Consider the following 21,302-nt stretch of genomic DNA (forward strand, 5'->3'; position numbering starts at 1 on the left):
AATGACTGAAGGCTGATTTAATTTATTGCAAACTGATTCAAACCAAAGCACCGCTCGTAATAATGATAGTATTAGTCATACATTCTGGGGTATCGTATCATTTCAACCAACTCTTTTATGGCCTGTGGAGTAGGACGGGTAAACCGCGATACCACTAGGGCTACCACAAAGTTGATCAACATGCCAAGCGTACCGATGCCCTCTGGCGAAATGCCAAACCAGTAGCCATCGGGAGTGCCGCCTCCACCCAATTGTGGTTTGAAGTAAAAGATGTAGCAGGTGGTGAAAAGTACGCCTACAACCATTCCAGTAATGGCACCTTCCTTATTCATCTTTTTATCGAAAATGCCCAAAATGATCGCGGGAAAGAAGGAACTAGCAGCCAAACCAAAAGCCAAGGCAACTACTTCTGCCACAAAACCAGGAGGATTTAAACCCGCCAAACCTGCCGCCACCACGGCCACAGCAATACTTATACGTGCAGCTTTTAACTCGCCTTTTTCAGAAATATCTGGCTTCAGATACTTTTTGAGCAAATCGTGCGAAATAGAGGTGGAAATTACCAATAACAAGCCTGCCGCAGTAGAAAGTGCAGCCGCCAATCCGCCTGCCACCACTAGCGCCACTACCCATGCCGGTAGCTTGGCAATTTCTGGGTTCGCCAACACGATGATGTCTCTATCAATGGTCAACTCGTTCTTTTCGGCATCGGCAACATATTGAATGCGGCCATCTCCGTTTTTATCTTCGAAACCTAAAAGTCCTGTGTTCTCCCAGTTGGTGAACCATTCTGGTACATCATTATAGGCACGTTCTGACATAGTATTGATCAAGTTGGTTCTGGCGAAAGCAGCCACCGCAGGTGCCGTGGTATATAGTATGGCGATAAACAATAGTGCCCAACCTGCAGAAATCCGTGCGTCTTTAACCTTGGGGACGGTGAAAAACCGCACAATCACATGCGGTAAACCAGCTGTGCCAAACATGAGTGCCGCAGTTATAAAGAACATGTTGGTAAGATTCCCTTTGTTCACCTCGGTGTACTTGGCAAAGCCTAACTCTACAGAAAGCTCATTCAACGTTTCTAGTAAATAAGCACCACCTTTTGTGGTACCCCCAAAACCCATTTGAGGAATTGGGTTGCCTGTCATTTGAAAGGAAATGAATACGGCAGGAACTGTAAATGCGAAAATCAGCACGCAAAACTGCGCCACTTGAGTGTACGTAATGCCCTTCATTCCACCCAAAACGGCATAAAAGAATACTATACCAATGCCTATTAGCACTCCCGTGGTATAGTCAACATCTAAAAAGCGGGCAAAGGCCACGCCCACGCCTTTCATTTGGCCTACCACATAGGTGAACGAAACAAAGAGCGCACAAATAAGTGCTACCAATCGGGCTTGTTTAGAATAGTATCTATCGCCAATAAAATCGGGCACGGTAAACTTGCCGAATTTTCTGAGGTAGGGAGCCAGCAATAGTGCGAGCAACACATAGCCGCCCGTCCAACCCATAAGGTATTGTGCACCGCCAAACCCCATAAAGGAGATGAGCCCAGCCATAGAAAGAAACGAGGCGGCCGACATCCAGTCGGCAGCGGTTGCCATACCATTGGCAATGGGGTGAACACCACCACCTGCCACATAAAACTCTTTGGTGCTACCGGCTTTGGCCCAAATAGCCACGCCAATGTAAATGAGGAAAGTAACGCCTACAATTACGTAAGTCCAGATTTGCGTATCCATGGCTATTCCTTTTCGTCTACATCGTATGCCTTGTCAAGCTTGTTCATCAGCCTCACATATACGAAGATCAGTATCACAAAAACATAAATAGCGCCTTGCTGGGCAAACCAAAAACCAAGCGGAAAACCGCCTAATTGGAATTGGTTAAGTTGGTCGGCAAACAGAATTCCGCAGCCATAAGAAACAACTAGCCATACTGATAACAGTATGGCTAGGTAGCGCAAATTAGTACGCCAGTATTTTTTCAGGTTTTTATCCATGGTGTATCTCGGTTGAAAAGATCAACTCATAAGATACACTTTTTTAAGATTACCGAGTATCACATGTGGCTCGAGTAAAGCCTACTCATACCTCAAGCTTTTAACGGGGTTTGCCCTAGCTGCTCTTACCGAATGGAAGCTCACCGTGATAATGGTGATAATCAATGATGCAAAACCAGCCAGTAGAAAGGCAAAAGCACCAATTTGTATGCGGTATTCAAAATCATTCAGCCAATCGTCCATAAACCAATAGGCAAGTGGGGCTGCGATTATAAAGCCAAACCCAACCAAGCCAATAAAGCCTCGGCTCATAATCATTATTAGGTTTACAATGCCTGCCCCAAGCACCTTTCTTATACCAATTTCCTTAATGCGCTGCTCTGCAGCAAAGCTGGCTAAGCCGAATAAACCTAGTAACGAAATGAAAATGGCGATAATCGAAAAGGCATTGGCCAGCACGCCAACTGTGGTTTCGCTTCGGTAAAGGTTCTCGTAACTTTCATCTAAAAAGCGATAATTAAAAGGGTAATTAGGGTTCATTTCGGCCGTTAGGCTTTCCAAATACTGAATGCCTTCCTCCGTATTATTAGTACTCATTTTGGCAATAAAGTAAGAAGCACTTTCTGGCCTAAGGCTAATTACTATAGGGTCTATGCTGCTATGAAGCGAGCTAAAATGGAAATCTTTTACAATACCAATTACTTTTCCGGTTCGCCCCCAAAAAGTAACAGGATAATTCAACGGATTTTCCACATTCATGGCTTTAGCCGTTTGCTCATTAATAATCACATTCATGGTGTCACTTTTAAGGCTGGGGTCGAAAGCCCTTCCTTCAAGTATTTCCATTCCTAAGGTTTCTATAAAGCCATTGCCTACCTGAAGCACGTTAAAAAGTGTTTCGCTGTCTTCAGCTTTTCCTTCCCAACTGTAGCCGCCCGAGGTTGACGAGCCAATGCTTATTGGTGTGTTGCTGGCCACAGTAACATTGCTAAAATTTGGGTTGTCCAGCACGCGAGACATAAACAAATAGGCACTTTCTTCATTGGCTAAGTCACCCTCAATTGGTAAGTAAACAATGTTTTCTTTTTGATAACCAAGGTTTTTGTTCTTCACAAAATTCACCTGATCGTGAATGATGAGCGTGGCAATAATTAGAAATGTAGAAATCAAAAACTGGAAAACCACCAAGCCTTTGCGTATGCCGTTGGACCAACCCGAAATTCTAAAACTGCCTTTTAAAACACTTACCGGTTTAAAGTTGGAAAGGAAAAGTGAAGGGTAACTACCTGCTAGCAGCCCAACAATTAAACCTAAGCCTAAGAGCGTACCCATTTGGTTGGGATCCGAAAATGAGAAGGTGAGTTGCTTGTCAATCAATTCGTTGAGCGATGGCATTAGCAGCATAATGAGCAAGCCAGCCAACAGTGCCGAAATGGTAGACATAATTACCGATTCGCCCATAAATTGTAAAATGAGCTGAGCCTTTGAAGAACCTACTACCTTTTTTACACCCACCTCTTTAGCTCGTTTGGTAGAACGGGCCGTGGCCAAATTCATAAAGTTGATGCAGGCAATTACCAATATAAATATGCCCACCGCAGTAAAAAGCCTTACATAGGTTATCCTGCCACCCGCTTGTTGACCGTCCTCAAAGCTGCCTTTTAGGTAAACATCCTTCCACGGATGCACAAAAAGCTCTACAACCGATCCTTCATTTTTCTCTTTTACAAAGCCTTTAATCTTCTCGTTGAATTGCTTGTAATCAACACCTTGGTTTAAGGTTAAAAGGCCTCTAATGCCGTTGTTACCCCAGTCTTCCAACCAATCATTTCTTTCTCCCCAAGGGGCATATGGTATTACAAAGTCAAACTCCAATGTGGTGTTTTTCGGAATATCTTCGAATACACCGCCTATTTTGTATTCGCCCCAGCCATTTACTGTTACAGAAGCGCCCAGCGCCTGTCTTTCGCCAAACATGCGTTTTTTCAGACTTTCCGAAATGTACAATACAGAAGGCTCGGTAAGCGAATTCTCTTTAGTTCCTTCGATAAATTTGGTGGAGAAAACATGGAAGAAATCCTCGCTGGCCACACGTCCACTTTCTTTAAAACTTTGACCATCCAGTTTAAAGAGCCGTTCTTGTTCCCACGTAAACTGGGCAAAGTGTTCCACTTCGGGCATTTCTGCCTTCAGGGCATCTTTTAATGGGCCAGGGTTGGCAGTAGTGGTAAAAATAGTGCCGGAGTAATTCTGGTGCTCCATTACTTGATACATCCGGTCTATCTTTTCGTGAAATTGATTTACCGAGCGCTCCCCATCTATATATACCAGCAAAAGCATACTGGCTGTAAGGCCTACGGTAAGCCCAAGAATATTTAGAAATGCATAAGCGCGCTCCTTCCAGAACACACGAAGGGCGGTTTTGATGATTGTTTTGAACATGGCGATTTTGTTTTGAGTTTGCTTGCCTTGGGCAGCGTTGACCTTTTTTGACCTTGACCAAGAAGACGAACTTCTAAATCAATCATTACACCAATGACTTCAAAAACTCAGGAGTGGTTGCAGCAGCCCCTAAAAAACCTATTCTGTTCGAAGTGTTTGGGCGGGGTTAGCCCGGATTACGCGCATGGAAATGGCACTAATTGTCATACCAATGAGCAGCACTACGCCAAGTGCTGTTAGACCGTAAACCAATGGGCTAATTCCTGCTTGGTACGTGAAGCTACTGAGCCAATCTTTCATTAAATAAATTGAAATAGGCACAGCCAAGGCCAGTGACAAAAGCGCAATAAGTAGGTACTTAAAATTAACCAACCAAAGGATTTGTCTGGCCGATGCACCAAGTACTTTTCTAATACTGATCTCTTTTACACGCTGCTTTATTACTATGGAAATAATGCCTAGTAAACCTCCACAAGCAAGAAAAATAGAGATAGCCGAAAGAATAATGGTAATCCTCAGGGTGCGCGCTTCTTCGCGGTATAAATCTTCAATTTGCCCATCCAAAAACCTAAAGCTAAAATCCACTTCTGGCATTACTTCTTTAAAGGCTTTTTCGGCCGATACAATGGTTGCCTGAAGGTTTTGTGGGCTTACCTTAGCCACTAAATAGTTGTAGTTGTTTTCGGCAACCATCATAATTAGTGGCCTAATTGGCACGTGCAGCGAATTGTAGTTGAAGTCTTTAACCACACCCACTATTGTTCCTTTTACTTTATTGTCGTTTTCTGCCCAAACCAGTGGTTTGCCAACAACATCTTCTATGCCTAGTGCTTTTATGGCCGTTTCATTCAAAACAAAGGCTGTTCCGGCCGAGTCTGCTGCAAAAGCTTTGTCAAGCATTCTGCCTTGCAACACGTCAATGCCAAGCACTTTGGCTGCATTTTCATCGGCAAACATCTCGTACGAATCTACTTCTACATCTGGCTGCGCTTCTAGGTAAAATGAATGTTGATTGAACTGGCCGCCAGGCACATTTGAAACCGCGGAGGCACCTGAAATACCTGGTACCGCTGCCAATGCTGTTTTTAGCGTTTCTATTTTATTGCTGAATGGCTCGCCCGATATATCCATCACCATGAGGTTTTCCTTTTCAAAACCAAGGTCTTTACTATTAATAAACTCAATCTGATTTTTGATGATAAGACTTCCGCTAATCATTAAAATGGCAGCGACTAACTGTACCGCCAATAGCCCGTTTCGAATGTTTGAACCACCGAGTTTACTTAGCTTTAGGCCACGCAAAATACTCCCCGCCTCAAAAGAGTTAAGATAAAAAGACGGGTATAGCGCACTGACAATTGCCGTAAAAACAGTAATGCCGAATAGTACCAAAACAGCATCGGCAGTCCATAGGTTTTGTACTTCAATGTTGCCATCAACCAATCTATTAAATGGTAGCTCAAGCCATATCATTGCAGGAACTGCCAATACCAAAGCCAGAAAAGTGGTTACAAAGGCCTCGGTCATAAACTGGTTAAAAACTTCTCTTCTGTTCGCGCCAAGCGTTTTCTTTACACCAATTTCTTTAAGTCGCTGAGCTGCCTTGGCGGTGCTTAAATTAACAAAGTTGATAATGGAAATAAGCAAAATGAAAATGGCGCTCACACCGTAAATCAGCAAGTAGGTGTAGCTGCCGTTGGCTTCTAGCTCCCAAAGCAAATTAGAGTGTAAGTGGATGTCTCTAATCGGTTGCAAGGCAAAACGATCATCGCCATTTTGTAAGGCTTCCAAGTCACCTCCAGACCAATTGAGGTAAGTGGTAACCCAGCCTGGAATTTTCGCTTCTAGCGCCTCGGCATCTGCACCGCTTTGCAACTGCACATAGTTAAAGTGCCCAAAATCATCCCAAGAAAGCCACGGCTCGTTAAACGGCAAGGTCTTAAGCGTTACGTAAGAAAGCATAAAATTGAATCGAAAGTGCGAAGCTTTCGGGGCATCTTTCACTACTGCGGCCACTTCCAAAAGATCTACCATTCCGTTAAAAGAAAGCCTTTGCCCTATGGGGTCTTCTTCGCCAAAAAATCGTTTGGCTGTAGATTCAGAAAGTACTACTGCCCACTCTTTTGTAAGTGCATCTTTAGGGTTTCCGAATACTGGTTCGTAGCTAAAAACATCGAAAAACGTGGTGTCGGCAAAGTAGCCTTCTGCCACCTCGTGAGTAACATTGGTAGCATCTTGGGTTAGTATTACAGGCTGCTTGGTCATGCCAGGGCCATAAATTGGCGATAGGGTTACCGCCCTTTTTACCTCCGGAAAATCATTTACCATGGCCTGTGCCATTGGGTGTGGAGTTCTTGTTTGCGGATTGCTATTCATAAAAGCAATCCGATAAATATCATCGGCATGTTGGTGGTGCTTGTCGTACGAGGTTTCGTACTGCACATGCAGGTAAATAAATCCGCAAACGGTAAAGGCCAAAATTAGCCCAAGCAAATGAAAGCCCGTTTGGAGTTTCTGACGCATCATTCCGCGCCAAGCGAATTTTAAGTAGCTTCTGTACATAATGATAGTATTTGAGTTTTGACCGAGTTTTTTGAGTGCGAACGGGCGAAGAAAATTCAGGAGGTGAAACCAATAGTTAATGTTTGCCCTGAACTTGGACCTTTCTTCTCGCTCAATTTGATAGTATTCAAACAGGTCGCCCTCAATTTCTTCGAGCAACCTTCCTTTGCAGCAAAGGCTTAAGATTCTTTCTGCCAGTTTTGGCGGCTGATATAGCGGGTTTTGATCAGCCAATTTTCAAGCCTTTTAATGCCAATTCAGGAATCTGGTTGAAAAGTGAATTCCTTAGTTCGTGGTTCTTTTCCAAGGCTCCTTTTCCTGCAGCAGTAATATTAAAAAGGCGCTTTCTACGGCCACCTCGTTCGTGCGTGGCGTCCGCTAGTTTCGATTCTAAAAATCCTTTCTCCTCTAAACGACTTAGTGCCGAGTGCACAGCGCCAATGGCCACCTTTCGGTTGGTTTGGTTTATAATCTCTGTACGAATGTTCAACCCATATGCTTCTGGGTAAAGCACGCCAACAATTAGCAGTACCAGTTCTTCAAATTCACCAAGTTGCGTCCCTTTCATTGCAATCAATTTTCGTAAATGTAGAAATTATAATTTACAAAATCTACATTTATGAATTTTGCTTCAAGAGAAAACTTTAGAATAGGGTCTTGCTCCTTCCTTCGTTGGTGACAACACCAACGTGGTTGGGCCGTGTCACTTAAACTGGAATTTGGGGTTCATGCTTTTGGTGAGGACACCAAAAGTGGCAGTTGTTTTTTAGTTGTTTGTGTTGTCACCAATGTAGTGTGGCTGTTCATAGACTATGAACCTCAACCAATGGACATAAAAAAAGCGCCAACCCTGGTAAGGTTGACGCAATAGTTAAGGTTGAAGATGAGTGCTTTACTGATAGTTGGGTGGTTGAATGCCCTTCATGCGCAAATAAGTGACAATTTGCCCGCGATGGTGCGCATTATGATCGAGGTAGGACATTACGCCAGCCGTCAATCTATCATTAGTTTCTTGCTTTAAGATGAAATCATTCATTTCATCGAATTTCTTGTTTGCCCAATCAATAAGCTCGGCTTTCGACATGGCTTCCTCATCTCCGGGTTGCCATTGGGCGTTGCCTCCATTAGCAAAGGCGCGATGAAAATAATCAATACTATAGACAATATGGTAAGCTTGGGCCGCAAAAGTTCGCTGATCTTCATTGGGTTTGTAGGTGTAGGCATCTTTGGGCATGGCCTCAAGTACGGCCATGGTGTATGTTTTCGAAGCGTCTAATCGGGCTTTCATCCAATCGTAGCCACCTTTTTTGGCTGGTGCCACCGACATAAAGCTTGCAAAAATAACAAGGGTAAATGCAGCTAACAGCACTGCGAGTTTTTGACGAGTTTTCATATTTGAGTTTTGTTTGGTTAACTCGTTTATACGTAAGTGCTTACTTAAAAGGTTTTGTCATAATTAAACTAAAGGGTTAGGTCATTGCGTGTGTGATTTGTTATATTAATAACAGCCTTGAACTACTCTTTTATGAAAAAGACAATTTGCACACTAGCACTCTTTCTTATAAGCCTACTTTCATTAAATGCCCAAAATATAAGCTTCGAACAAGCTTGGAGGTCTGTTTATCGCTTGGAAAATGATGGTTTAACTAAGTCTGCCTGGGTAAAAGTAGATTCAATTTATGCGGTGGCAAAAAGGGGGAATTACCAAAAAGAACTTTTCAGAGCCAGTATCTATCAGAATAAATATCAGTTGTTGCTTGAAGAAAATGCACAACAAAAAGTGCTTGAGCGACTTGATAGCCTTATTGCAACATCAGATGAGCCTTACAAAAGGCTGTATCATTATTTGAAAGCAAAATCCTTAAAGGATTATTTAGAGAGAAACACCTATAAAATCAATAGTAACGACTTAGAAGAAACAGACACTACCGATTTTAACTTTTGGGGTGAACAGCAGTTTCTAAATCAAATTCATCATGAGTTTCAGAAGGCCTTAGCCGGTAGCTCTGATATTAAGCTAGATAATAAACTGTTAGCTGATCTTTTCGAATATCCCAGCTGGGATGCGTATGACTTTCTTAGCCTAAAAGACTGGATTACTGCAGAAGCAATTGACTTCTACCTGAATAGTAATGGAAGAAGTTATACAGACTTTTATGAGTCATCTTTCCGCAAATTTCTTGACTGGAAGGAGTTTTCACAAATTGATTTTACCCCGTCCGATAGCTTTAATAAAGCAAACGGCTTCTATCTTCTTCAAATGCGGTCACTGGACAGCCGAAATTCTGGTAATAAAAACTTAGCCACCTACTGGGAGCTAATGCGCTTGCAAATTTTGGAGGACATTTCTTATGGTGAAGAAGTAGAAAAATTTATTGAATCGTACCGTAATCTACTTCAGGATGACACCCTCGAAAAAGACCTCATTAAGATAAAGCTTGCTCAGCTGCTTGTTGCTGTGAACGAAGAGAAAAGCAGCATGTACGATTTTGAAAACAAACATTCGATTAACGATAATGTACTTGAAGAGGCTCATCTGCTAGCTACTGAAGTACTTGAAACCAGTCCTGAAAGCTTCGAGGCGACTCAAGCAAAAAAACTGATTCAAAAAATTGAACGGACTGAGCTGGAACTCAAACAACAGGCTTTTGTACCGAAGAACACCTACTCCCGCTTTCTATTAACTTTTAGGAACTTAAGAAGAATAAACCTTAAACTGTACAAAGTAGATAAGGGACAACTTGATTTTTTAAGTAGATCATATAATCAATCAAACATTGATAGCCTATTAAACAAAATTGATGTTTTTAGTGCGAAAGCCTATGGCCTTCCAGAAACTCATGACTATCAACTGCACTCCACTGAAATATTAGTCGACCCACTCCCCCCAGGCCAATACGCTTTGGCAGTTTTCAACAATGAGGAAAATAAACTTAGCGCTATTTCTAATTTTCAAGTCACCAATCTTTCCTTGCTCGACATTGGCTCAGAAACTCAGAACCAATTTCTTATTGCCGATAGGCTTTCTGGAGAAGGGCTAGCCAACGCTGAAGTTACTTTCAGCCTTAGAAAAGGTGAAGAAACAGCATTCAAAACCGATAATAACGGGCGTATTATGGTGAATGGAGGTTCGAATAATTACAACAATACTGCACGGGTAGTTTATGCGGGCGACACGGCCTATTTCGGTAATATCAACCTCTATTACAATCGATATTTCGATGAGGATGAAGAGGAGTTGTATGATGTAATGTCTCAGATCTTTACCGATAGGTCGATTTATCGGCCTGGTCAAACGGTTTACTTTAAGGGATTACTTACCAAAAGAAAAGGGGCTGAAAGAGGAATAGTTGCCAACGAGCAAGTGTTGGTGAGCATCTACGATGCAAATGATGAAACCATATACGAAGAGTATCATATCACAAATGAATTCGGTTCGTATTCCGATTCATTGAAAATTCCTACGAATACGCTAACAGGAGAATTCACCATAGAGGTAGAAGAAGGTGATAGACCGAGCGATTTTTTTGAGTACCGTACGGATAATTTTAATGATGGTTGGGAGACTTTTAGCGTGGAAAACTACAAGCGACCTAAGTTTGAAGTCACTGCAAATGCAATAGACTCAGCATACGTTTTGGGCGACAGCGTGTCTTTTAGTGGCAAAGCCACAGCCTTTGCAGGCAATAGTATTAGCGGTGCAAAAGTAAAATATGCAGTTCACCAAAAAGGCTATAGAACAGCGCCCGACCCAGCCGCTTATTATTGGGAGAACAATTGGCATAACGATGAAAAACTCATTCTAGATGGTGAGCTTACGGTTGATCCTGATGGAACCTTTACCATAACCTTTCCTACTAGTTTACAGGACGGTGTAAATAAGACCAAATGGCCCGAATATGAATATGAAGCAAGCTTCACTGTTACTGACCTTAATGGGGAATCACATGAATTAACCAAAACAATAATGGTTGGCTTTCATAGTGCAAACACTACCCTAATGCTAAAGCAACCAGTGGTTAAAAGTGATGGGAGTCTAACCGTAAATATTATCAGCAACAGCCTGAATGGAGAACCGACAACTACTGAAGGAAAGCTTGAAATCTTTAGGCTAGACTTTAATCAGGCGTTCCTTTTCGAGCGTGCTTGGGACGCTCCAGACATGCCACTTATGTCGCAAGAAAGCTTTGAGGAATATTTTCCAAATGAACCATTTGATGAGCCTCTTTTAATCCCCGATACCACATTAATTTTTATTAAAGCTGTAAGTCTAAGCGAAGCCAAAGTTACTGTTGAAGAAATAAACGACTGGAAATCGGCTAAATACTATGCTCGATATACTCCGTCCTCCAAAAGTGAAAAACAGGTAACCACAACTTTCGACCTACTGGAAAATTTAGAGGAACGACTAACACCTAGTTTTATCAACATCACTGCCGACAAAACGGCTTATAAAGTAGGAGAAAATGCCAATCTTACTGTTGCATCAGATGCAGAAGAAGTAACGGTATACGTATTGCCTACACGCAGAAAGGGTCCTAAAAAGGAATATGTGTTTCATTTAAAAAATAGGAAAAGGACCATCCGAATTCCTATTGAGGAATACGACTTGGGAGGTTTCAAATTTCACTACATGGCTGTCGGCACAAATCACGCAGAAACCGGGTCACTTTCTATTAATGTTCCTGAGCCTACAACAGAACTGAATATAGAAACCTCTTCTTTTAGAAGTTTACTGGAAGCAGGTGAGCAGGAAACATGGAGCTTTAATATCACTGGAGCCAAAAAGGAAAATGTTGAAGCTGAAGTGCTCGCGTCAATGTACGATGCATCGCTCGACCAATTTGTTCCGCATAACTGGCGCGCTACTCCAATGGCCATCAGTGGTTATAACGTTTATAGCAGGTTTAGTGTAAGTAGTAGCTTCCGCCAGACAAATGGTCAATCACTCCTATACAACTATTATCCCGACATTACATTTAAAAGGACGCCAGCGTTCGAAGCATTCGGCTATAGTTTTACTGATCCAAAAAGTGCACAGTCTAACTACCTAACTACCTATATAACCAGCCGCAAAAGTCACCTCATTTCTAGGGTTGATGCGAGTATTCCCAAAGGCAAAATTCAGGGAGTAGTAAGAGATGAGTTTGGTGCCGAACTACCAGGAGCAGCAGTTATTGAAGACACTAACAACGTTGTTCCAACAAATAGAAAAGGTGAATTCTCAATCAATGCAGAAGAAGGCGATGTGCTGATCTTTAGATTTTTAGGCTACAAAAGTGTTCAGGTCAAAATAGCCAAGGATAATTACCTGGATATTATGCTTTCACCCGATACACAAAAATTAAGCGAGGTTGTAGTAGTTGGTTATGGTAAGCAAGAAAAGAAGTCTCTAACCAGCTCAGTTCTCTTAATGGAAGTTGCCGATGAAGAATCTCTTGATATTGTCTTTGAAGAAGAACCTGAAACACTCCAAGTTCAAGTAGCCGGAGTTAACTGGTCACCCAGTAACTCATCTAATTTAACCATTAGAGGTGCTAGCTCATTGAGTGCAGCAAACCAACCATTGTTTGTTGTCGATGGGGTTGTTGTGGATGCAAGTCAATTGAGTCCTGATGAAATTGCCGATATGTCTATGTTAAAAGGCTCTGCGGCAACATCCATTTACGGGGCACGCGCAGCCAACGGAGTTGTAATAATTACCAGCAAAAAAGCGGCTACAAAACAAAAAGAGCTATTAGATGCGGTTCCGGCAAGAACCAATTTTAGAGAAACCGCCTTTTTTTATCCTCACCTAAAAACAGATGCTAAGGGCAATGTTAACTTCAGTTTTGAAACGCCAGAGTCACTCACTGAATGGAAGCTTCAGCTTTTGGCACATACCAAAAAGTATGAGACAAAAAAGCTTGTAAGTACAATCCAAACCCGCAAAAAATTGATGGTTGTACCAAACCTTCCACGATTTATTCGAGTTGGAGATTCGCTGCTTGTAAGTGCTAAAGTGGTGAATATGCAAGACAGTGCCATTCGAGCCACGGCCCAGTTTACAGCTACAGATCCGTTTACCAACCAGCCAATTGAGCTTTTATCTCAGCAAGACCAACCAGTAAAACAAACCGATATAGCGGCAAACAGTAGTGTAGAAGTACAATGGAAAATTGCAGTGCCAGAAGGCTTAAATGGAATTCAGTACAGAGTTGTAGCCGCAACGGACAATTTTAGCGATGGCGAGGAAAACTATTTACCTGTTTTACCCCAAAAGATTTTAGTCACAGAAAGTATACCTATTTGGGCCGCTGCGGCTGATAGTAGTTTTACCTTCGAACTACCAGCTTTGCTAAATAAACCGGCTAACGTCACAGATGTTTCTTTGAAATTCGAGCTGACAAAAAATCCGGTTTGGAATGTAATTCAGTCATTACCTTATCTGATTGAATTCCCTTTTGAATGCAGCGAACAAACATTTGCCAGAATCTTTGCAAATGCTCTAGGTAACAAAATTTTAAAGGAACACCCGCAGCTAGAAAGTCTCGTTGGCGATTGGTCAAAACTTGAAACACAAGAAACACCCATTACCAGAAATGCCACACTAAAACAATTGGCACTTGAGGAAACACCTTGGCTAAAAGCGGGTCAATCGGCTGCAGAAAGAAAGGCTTCAATTGCCAGATTAATCAATTACGACTCTCTCAATGTAAACCTGAACGAGGCGGTCGCTTCTCTAAAGGAAATGCAAATGTCGAACGGTGCTTTTCCTTGGTTCAAAGGTGGCCGTTTTCCTAACCGAACAATTACAACCCACATTGTTTCCGGTCTTGGCCAAATGAGGTCACTCGGTTTTTCTTTGGATTCACTGGGTTTAGAAGAACTCGCATATAACGGGTTGAGCTACTTGGATGAAGCCTTTATTTCTGGTTACAATCGTAATTCACGAGACTCCACAAGCACCTATCTTAACCCAGCCATAATTTATTATCTATATGCCAGAAGCTACTTTATGGAGGTTGTGCCAACGGCTGAATTGCAAATAGCATTAGACTATTACCTTGGTTTACTAGAGCGAAAATGGAATGACCAAAGCTTGCAATTAAAGGCCATGAGCGCTCTTGTTTTCAAAAGATTTGACAAAAATACCCTAGCTAAAAAACTTATAAGGTCACTAGACGAAAATGCCACATTTTCCGAGGAGCGTGGCATGTATTGGCTCGAAAACGAATTCAACGGAGGCTGGTTTAGTGCGCAAATAGAAACTCATGCTATTATTATGGAAGCCTTTGAAGAAATCTCTCCAGAACTTAATCGATCAAAGCTTTTGAACCAATGGCTGTTACAACACAAGAGGGTGAATGCCTGGCCAACCACCAAAGCAACTACTTTGGCTATTTATGCTGTGCTTCAAAACTCAAATTCTTCTGAACCAGCGCAGTTGAGGTCCATAAAAGTAGGAAGTGAGAATATTGACACAAGCAGCTCAACTAGCGATTTGTTTATTGAAAAAACATGGGCATCAGAGGAAATTTCAGCTGAGCTAGGGGGCGTTGAAATTAGCAAAATGAATGATACACCAGTTTGGGGTGCATTGCATTACCAGTTTTTACAGAATTCAGACGAGATAGTTCGCCAAGGCGGTGCACTGCAAGTGGACAAACGCCTTTACGTAATCGAGCAAAATGGTGATCAAAAAGAAGTCACCCCGTCCACAAACCTAAAGGTTGGCGATAAAGTTAGAGTTCAGCTGCTAATTTCTATAGATAGAGACATGGACTTTATCCATTTGAAAGATGGGCGTTCGGCCAGCTTTGAGCCACTAGATGTGCTTTCTGGCCATCAGCGATTTGGCAATGTTTGGGCCTACCAAAGCACCAAAGATGCTAGCACGCACTTCTTTTTCGATGAACTAAGTAAAGGACAGCATCAATTGAGCTACGATGTAGTCATAAATAATGCTGGTACATTTTCAGGAGCTCCAGCTACTATTGAGAGCATGTACGCTCCAGAATTTAATGCGAGAAGTAAAGGAGGCATCTTGAAAGTAATCAAACAATAAACCGTTAAGGACTTAATAATCGAACGCTTGAACTTTCCCTTCCTCCACTTTAAAAAACCTCGATTCCTGATCGATGCCTTTTACAAAGTTGATGGAACGTTCTGGGCGGGCATCGGTAATAAATATTTGACCAAATGATTCGGAGGCTACCATTTCGATGAGCTTTGCAATGCGGAAGTCATCCAGTTTGTCAAAAATATCATCAAGCAACAGCAGCGGCTTCATTCCGGTACGCGCTTTCAAAAAGTCGAAATTGGCGAGTTTGAGTGCTATTAAGTAAGACTTTTGCTGGCCTTGCGATCCGAACTTCTTTATTGCCCTACCATTCATTTCAAAGTCAAAATCGTCTTTATGCACGCCAACATTGGTGCGTTTCAGTACGCGGTCCTTTTGCAAACTTGCCTCGAACTGTTCCTTAACCGACTGATGAAAATGAGACTGGTAAACCATGGAAACCTGTTCCTTTTCTTCACTCAAAACCTGATAGTGCCTTTCCAAATAAGGGGTGAAAAACTGCACAAAATCCTTCCTTACCTTATAAATAGCTTCTCCCAATTCTATCAACTTCAGGGTAAATGGTTCAAGTAGGTCTTTATCGAAACGGTCGTTTTCGGCAAAGCGCTTAAGCAAGCTGTTGCGCTGCTTTAGCGCATGGTTGTAGGCTATCAAGTTATTCAGGTACACAGCATCGACCTGAGAAATAATGGCATCAAAAAACTTTCTGCGTTCCTCGCTAGCACCACGTATTACATCCGTATCGTTTGGTGCAATTAGCACAGCCGGAAACTTTCCAATATGTTCACTAGCTTTTTTATAAGGCTTATCGTCTAGTTTAATTTGCTTTTTCTTGCCCGTTTGTAAAGCACACAAAACCTTGCGCTGCTTTTCATTTAGGTTGAACCTACCGAGAATTGAGAAATATGACTCGCCATGTAAAATACATTGGGCGTCTTGCGATTGCTCTGCACTTTTGGTGAATGCGAGGTAAAAAATGGCATCGAGCAAATTAGTTTTGCCACTGCCATTTGGCCCCAAAAAGCAGTTGATTTGCGGAGAAAAAGCCAGTTCAGCTTCTGAATAGTTTTTGAAATTGCTAAGTCTGATGGATTCCAGGTGCATTAATTTCAAAGTTGAACGTTTTTGTCTTATTTTCGCACTCCTATTTAAATAATTGAATTAGTCGGGGTTAAACCCTTTCAAATAATCGCTCATGGCAGCAACGAAAAAAACTACTAAAGCAAAAGCGGAAAAGAAGGAAAAGTTCTCAAAAGAGACTTACATGTTTTGGTTTGAAAACATGCTTCTACAAAGAAGGTTTGAGGAGAAGGCGGGTCAGCTTTATGGCCAGCAGAAGATTAGAGGTTTTTGTCACTTGTACATTGGCCAAGAGGCTTGTTCTAGTGGATCTGTAACCGCTTTAGAAAAAGGTGATAAGTGGATTACTGCTTACCGCGACCACGGCCAGCCATTGGCATTGGGTACCGACCCTAAGGCTATTATGGCCGAGCTAATGGCTAAAGAAACCGGTATTTCTAAAGGTAAAGGTGGTTCTATGCACATGTTCGATAAAGAGAATGGTTTCTTTGGCGGACACGGAATTGTAGGTGGTCAGGTGCCATTGGGTGCTGGTATTGCCTTTGCAGAAAAGTACAATAAAACTGGTAAGCTTTGTATTTGTATGATGGGTGACGGTGCTGTGCGCCAAGGTGCTTTCCACGAAGCGCTAAACATGGCCATGACATGGAAGTTGCCTGTAATCTTTGTGATTGAAAACAACGGTTACGCTATGGGTACTTCAGTAGAGCGTACGTCTAACGTTAGAGAGCTTTACACTTTGGGCGAATCTTACGACATGCCGTCTGCTCCTGTAGATGCCATGAACCCTGAGAACGTTCACGTAGCGGTAGAAGAAGCTGCAGATCGCGCCAGAAGAGGTGACGGACCAACTTTGTTGGAGTTCAGAACTTACCGTTACAAAGGCCACTCAATGTCGGACCCTGCTAAATACAGAAGCAAAGAGGAACTTCAGGAGTACAAAGACAGAGACCCAATTGAATATGTAAGAGCTAAAATTCTTGACAACAAGTGGGCTACTGAAGACGAATTGAAGGGCATTGACAAAAAAATTAAGGATGACGTACTAGAGTGCGTTAAATTCGCTGAAGAGTCTTCATACCCAGATCCTAGCGAAGCTTTCAAAGATGTTTACGTTCAGGAAGACTATCCTTATATAACTGAATAAGCTTAAGGCTTTATTTTTCAACATTTTATTTATATTTGCGACCTAATTTTCAAGAGATGGCGGAGAATACTTCTTCAGAAGAGCAAAAACCAAAAGGCGGCAGCGCAATTGACAAGTTCAAAAACGAGGTTGGCCCAATTGGTTTTATCGGAGCGATAGTAGGTTTAGTAGTACTTGTGGGAGCAAGTGTTATTTTCTTTTTAAACTTCAGAAATGACCAGCGTAACGAAGACGCTCAAAACGAGATCTTCCAAGCACAATACTATTACGAGAAAGACAGCTTAGAATTTGCATTGGATGGTGATGGAAGAAACCTTGGTTTCCTTCAAATCATAGACATTTATGGCGGTACCGAAGTAGCCAATTTGGCGCACTATTATGCTGGTGCTAGCTACCTAAAAATGCGTAACTATCAAGAGGCTGTTAACTACCTAGAGGATTTCTCTACATCAGAAGTAATTGTACAAGCAAGAGCGCAAAAGCTTTTGGGCGATGCTTACATGGAGCTTGGTAACTACAGCACTGCTGGCGATACTTACACAAAAGCTGCGAATACTGTAGACGATCAGTACTTCTCTCCAGGTTATCTTTTGAGTGCCTCTTTGGCTTACGAAAAAGCTTCTGACTTCGATAACGCTATCGAAGCATGCGAAACTGTAATTGAAAAGTACAAGCAGGCAGCAGAAATTAAGACCGCTCGAAAACACAAGGCTCGATTAGAAGCCCTTGCCGGTCGTTAATGATTAGTAACAGAAAACATTAACTATATAAGGTAAGGCGGAAGTCTTACCTTTTTTTATTTAAAATCATGGCATCAAGCATTAAAAACCTAAGCGAATACAGCAGCACAAACGTGCTAAACGTTGCCGAAAAGAAGTTCGGTATTGTAGTGTCTGAATGGAATGAAGAGGTAACCGAAGCACTTTACAACGGTGCTTACGAAACCCTATTGGCCCATGGAGCTAAAAAGGAAAACATTGTTAGAAAGACCGTTCCGGGTAGCTTTGAGCTTTCTTTGGGTGGCCAGTGGATGGCTCAGCAAGAAGATATTGATGCAGTAATTTGCATTGGTTGTGTGGTTCAGGGTGAAACCAAACACTTCGACTTTATTTGCGATGCTGTAGCCCAAGGCATCACCAATGTGTCGCTTAAGTACAACAAGCCAGTAATTTTTGGTGTGCTCACACCAAACACGCAAAAACAAGCCCTTGACAGAGCAGGAGGAAAACATGGCAACAAAGGCGATGAAGCTGCTATTACTGCTATTAAAATGTTGGGTTTCTAATTTAAAACCATGCAAGTATTAAAGTTTGGAGGTACTTCGGTAGGCAAGCCGGAGCGAATGATGTCAATCGCTGAGTTGATTACCCGCGATGACAACCCAAAACTTGTTGTGCTTTCTGCGCTTTCTGGCACCACCAACGCCCTAGTGGGTATTGGCGAATCGTTAGCAGCAGATAACAAGCAAGAGGCCAAAGAGAAAATAGCTACACTCAGAAATCACTATGAGGCATTCATTGGCGATTTGCTATCAAACGAAGCTAAGCGAAAAGAGGCCGAAGAGATTATTGAGGAGCACTTCGAGTTTTTACTCATTACCCTTAAGATTTCTTACAACGAGGCGCTTCAGCGCGATATCTTGGCACAAGGAGAGCTAATGTCTACCAAGCTTTTCACCTTGTTGCTAGAGGAGCGAGGTATTCGTGCGGAGCTATTGGCTGCGTTAGATTTTATGCGTACCAATGAGGATGGCGAGCCTGATTTGGCTTTTACAGAAACTAAATTGCCAGAAGTACTAGCACAGCACAGCGATTGCAAGTTGTTTGTAACGCAAGGTTACATTTGCAAGAACCACAAAGGCGAAATAGATAACCTACAGCGTGGAGGTAGCGACTATACCGCTTCGCTAATTGGTGCGGCCATTCGTGCAGAAGAAGTACAAATTTGGACGGACATTGATGGCATGCATAACAACGACCCTAGGGTTGTGGATAAAACCATGCCTATTGCCGAACTAAGCTTTGATGAAGCTGCCGAGCTCGCATATTTTGGTGCTAAAATTTTGCACCCAGCATCCATTTGGCCAGCACAGAAATACGGTATTCCGGTAAAATTGCTGAATACCATGCAGCCCGAAGCGAAAGGCACCATGATTAGCCAGTCAACCATTTCGGACGATGTGAAAGCCGTGGCGGCAAAAGATGGCATTATCGCTATTAAGATCAAGTCTTCGCGCATGCTTTTGGCTTATGGTTTCTTGAGAAAAGTCTTCGAGATTTTTGAGAAGTACAAAACGCCTATCGATATGATCACCACTTCTGAGGTGGCTGTATCTGTAACCATAGATGATGCCACCAACCTGAAGAAAATCGTGAAGGAACTCGATCAGTTTGGTCAGGTTGAAGTAGACTATAAGCAGACCATTATTTGTGTGGTGGGCAACTTTGTAGCAGAGCAAAAGGGAATTGTGAACAAAATCTTCGAATCGCTTTCACATATTCCAATCCGTATGATTTCATACGGTGGTAGCCGACATAACATTTCGCTTTTGACAGATGAAGAGCACAAAGTAACCTCGCTCAAAACATTGAATGAGCACCTTTTTGGGCTTTAGGAGCTAATAATTTTATAATGAGCGGCCGGTTCAGAAGTGTTTTGCTTTGGAGCCGGCCTTTCTTTTTTTACAAAAAATCAAAAAGCTTAAAATATTTTCCTCTTTCATTTGTCTACCTAAGCAAGCGCACATTTTAATAGTACGACAATGAAAAAGGTTATACATAAATACAAGTACTTCTTTTACCCGCTATTTGGGGCTGTTGCCCTGTTTTTGTTCGGCTCGGTAATTATGCTGCTATGGAACTGGCTAATGCCCGAAATCTTTGGCCTTACAACCATTAACTTCTGGCAAGCATTGGGCTTGTTCATTCTATCCAGAATTCTTTTCTCAGGAATGGGAGGCAAAAAGAAACATACCCATAAACATAAATGGGGCGACCAAAAAGGCCGTGAAAAATGGATGAAAATGAGCTCAGAAGAGCGCAAAGAGTGGTTTAAGAAAAAACGATTTGCGGAGTGGATGGAACACCGCAGCAACTGCTTTGCAGATTCAGACACCAAAGAAAAGAATGGTTCTGACAGTGAGTAATAGCGAACATAGGGAAAACCTTGAAAGGCAAATTAGAGAGCACCAGCCTCGTATTCGCTCTTTCATTAAAACCAGGGTTACTTCGCAAGAAGATGCGGATGATATTGCCCAGGATGTGTTTTTCCAGTTTGTTAAAACCATGGAGACAACCCACAACCCCATTGAGAATATCTCGGGCTGGTTGTTTCGTGTGGCCAAAAACCTAATTATTAATAAAGGCAAGAAGCGGAAAGAGAGCAGCTTGCCCATGGAGGCAGATTATGACGAAGACGGTGATATTATTTCGTCCCTATTTCCTCAAACGGAAGAGTCCGATAGCCCGGTAAATGTATACATACGCTCGCTCATGTGGCAAGAACTAGAGCAAGCACTGGCCGAACTACCAGTAGAGCAGCGCGAAATATTTGAATTAACCGAAATGGAGGGCTTTCCGGTAAAAGACATTGCTGAAACTACAGGGGTGCCTGTAAACACACTATTATCAAGAAAACACTACGCAGTAAAGTACCTTCGTAAACGGCTAAAGTCTACCTACGAAGAGCTGATCAACCAATAATTATTATCACTAACAATGATACACGTTTTTAAAACATCGGTAAAAAGTGAAAAACAGGTTAGCCTCGTTGGCGCCTTTCTCAACATTTTGCTGCCCTACGAGGCCTGGAATTTCGATCTGGAGGACACAGATAGAATTTTGCGAGTAGAAACAGTAGACCTAATGCCTGAAACAGTGATTACCATTTTGAACAGTCAAGGCTTTGAGTGCAATGAGCTAGAGTAACCAACTCGGTACATTCTAACACAAAATGGACCGAGGAATTGGTAAAGAGATTCGGTAAATTGATTGAAACAATCA

15 protein-coding genes are annotated in these 21,302 nt (G+C 42.3%); 8 read left to right on the forward strand and 7 right to left on the reverse strand.

Annotated elements, in window-relative coordinates:
- Positions 1 to 71 precede the first annotated feature (71 nt).
- From BMW98_RS02670 to BMW98_RS02695, 6 genes are all read right to left on the reverse strand, one after another.
- A complete protein-coding gene (locus BMW98_RS02670; protein ID WP_090256837.1) occupies positions 72 to 1,748 on the reverse strand; it encodes a sodium:solute symporter family protein in 1,677 nt (558 codons plus the stop codon).
- Between the two features lie 2 nt (positions 1,749 to 1,750).
- A complete protein-coding gene (locus tag BMW98_RS02675) occupies positions 1,751 to 2,008 on the reverse strand; it encodes a DUF4212 domain-containing protein (protein WP_090256838.1) in 258 nt (85 codons plus the stop codon).
- 81 nt (positions 2,009 to 2,089) lie between these two features.
- Complete coding sequence (locus BMW98_RS02680) at positions 2,090 to 4,450, reverse strand: ABC transporter permease (protein WP_090256839.1); 2,361 nt, start codon at positions 4,448 to 4,450, stop codon at positions 2,090 to 2,092.
- A 138-nt stretch (positions 4,451 to 4,588) separates the two neighbouring features.
- Positions 4,589 to 7,246, reverse strand: coding sequence for an FtsX-like permease family protein (locus BMW98_RS02685; protein ID WP_090256840.1), 2,658 nt, complete (start codon positions 7,244 to 7,246; stop codon positions 4,589 to 4,591).
- Positions 7,239 to 7,580 (reverse strand): PadR family transcriptional regulator, encoded by a 342-nt coding sequence (locus BMW98_RS02690; RefSeq protein WP_090256841.1) that lies wholly within the window; start codon positions 7,578 to 7,580, stop codon positions 7,239 to 7,241. The genes BMW98_RS02685 and BMW98_RS02690 overlap by 8 nt, the downstream gene beginning before the upstream one ends.
- A 324-nt stretch (positions 7,581 to 7,904) precedes the next feature.
- Entirely contained in the window at positions 7,905 to 8,405 is a 501-nt protein-coding gene (locus tag BMW98_RS02695; RefSeq protein ID WP_090256842.1) for a DinB family protein, read from the reverse strand.
- Between the two features lie 132 nt (positions 8,406 to 8,537).
- Between BMW98_RS02695 and BMW98_RS02700 the strand changes: the two genes are divergently transcribed.
- On the forward strand, positions 8,538 to 15,059 hold the full coding sequence (locus tag BMW98_RS02700) for an alpha-2-macroglobulin family protein (RefSeq protein WP_090256843.1): 6,522 nt from the start codon (positions 8,538 to 8,540) through the stop codon (positions 15,057 to 15,059).
- Between the two features lie 12 nt (positions 15,060 to 15,071).
- Here BMW98_RS02700 and recF read toward each other — a convergent pair whose 3' ends face one another.
- Entirely contained in the window at positions 15,072 to 16,178 is a 1,107-nt protein-coding gene (recF, locus tag BMW98_RS02705; protein WP_090256844.1) for a DNA replication/repair protein RecF, read from the reverse strand.
- Between the two features lie 91 nt (positions 16,179 to 16,269).
- Between recF and pdhA the strand changes: the two genes are divergently transcribed.
- The 7 genes from pdhA (at position 16,270) to BMW98_RS02740 (ending at position 21,227) form a co-directional block, all read left to right on the forward strand.
- Entirely contained in the window at positions 16,270 to 17,301 is a 1,032-nt protein-coding gene (gene pdhA / locus BMW98_RS02710; protein ID WP_090256845.1) for a pyruvate dehydrogenase (acetyl-transferring) E1 component subunit alpha, read from the forward strand.
- 56 nt (positions 17,302 to 17,357) lie between these two features.
- Positions 17,358 to 18,041: a tetratricopeptide repeat protein gene (locus BMW98_RS02715; RefSeq protein WP_090256846.1), complete on the forward strand. Its 684-nt coding sequence runs from the start codon at positions 17,358 to 17,360 to the stop codon at positions 18,039 to 18,041.
- 68 nt (positions 18,042 to 18,109) lie between these two features.
- A complete protein-coding gene (ribH, locus tag BMW98_RS02720; protein WP_090256847.1) occupies positions 18,110 to 18,586 on the forward strand; it encodes a 6,7-dimethyl-8-ribityllumazine synthase in 477 nt (158 codons plus the stop codon).
- 9 nt (positions 18,587 to 18,595) lie between these two features.
- Complete coding sequence (locus BMW98_RS02725; protein WP_090256848.1) at positions 18,596 to 19,915, forward strand: aspartate kinase; 1,320 nt, start codon at positions 18,596 to 18,598, stop codon at positions 19,913 to 19,915.
- Positions 19,916 to 20,062: 147 nt separating this feature from the next.
- On the forward strand, positions 20,063 to 20,446 hold the full coding sequence (locus BMW98_RS02730; RefSeq protein ID WP_090256849.1) for a hypothetical protein: 384 nt from the start codon (positions 20,063 to 20,065) through the stop codon (positions 20,444 to 20,446).
- Complete coding sequence (locus BMW98_RS02735; RefSeq protein ID WP_090258194.1) at positions 20,439 to 21,002, forward strand: RNA polymerase sigma factor; 564 nt, start codon at positions 20,439 to 20,441, stop codon at positions 21,000 to 21,002. The genes BMW98_RS02730 and BMW98_RS02735 overlap by 8 nt, the downstream gene beginning before the upstream one ends.
- A 15-nt stretch (positions 21,003 to 21,017) precedes the next feature.
- On the forward strand, positions 21,018 to 21,227 hold the full coding sequence (locus BMW98_RS02740) for a hypothetical protein (protein WP_090256850.1): 210 nt from the start codon (positions 21,018 to 21,020) through the stop codon (positions 21,225 to 21,227).
- Positions 21,228 to 21,302 lie beyond the last annotated feature (75 nt).

It is taken from the genome of Roseivirga pacifica (assembly GCF_900111145.1).
Taxonomy (GTDB): domain Bacteria; phylum Bacteroidota; class Bacteroidia; order Cytophagales; family Cyclobacteriaceae; genus Roseivirga; species Roseivirga pacifica.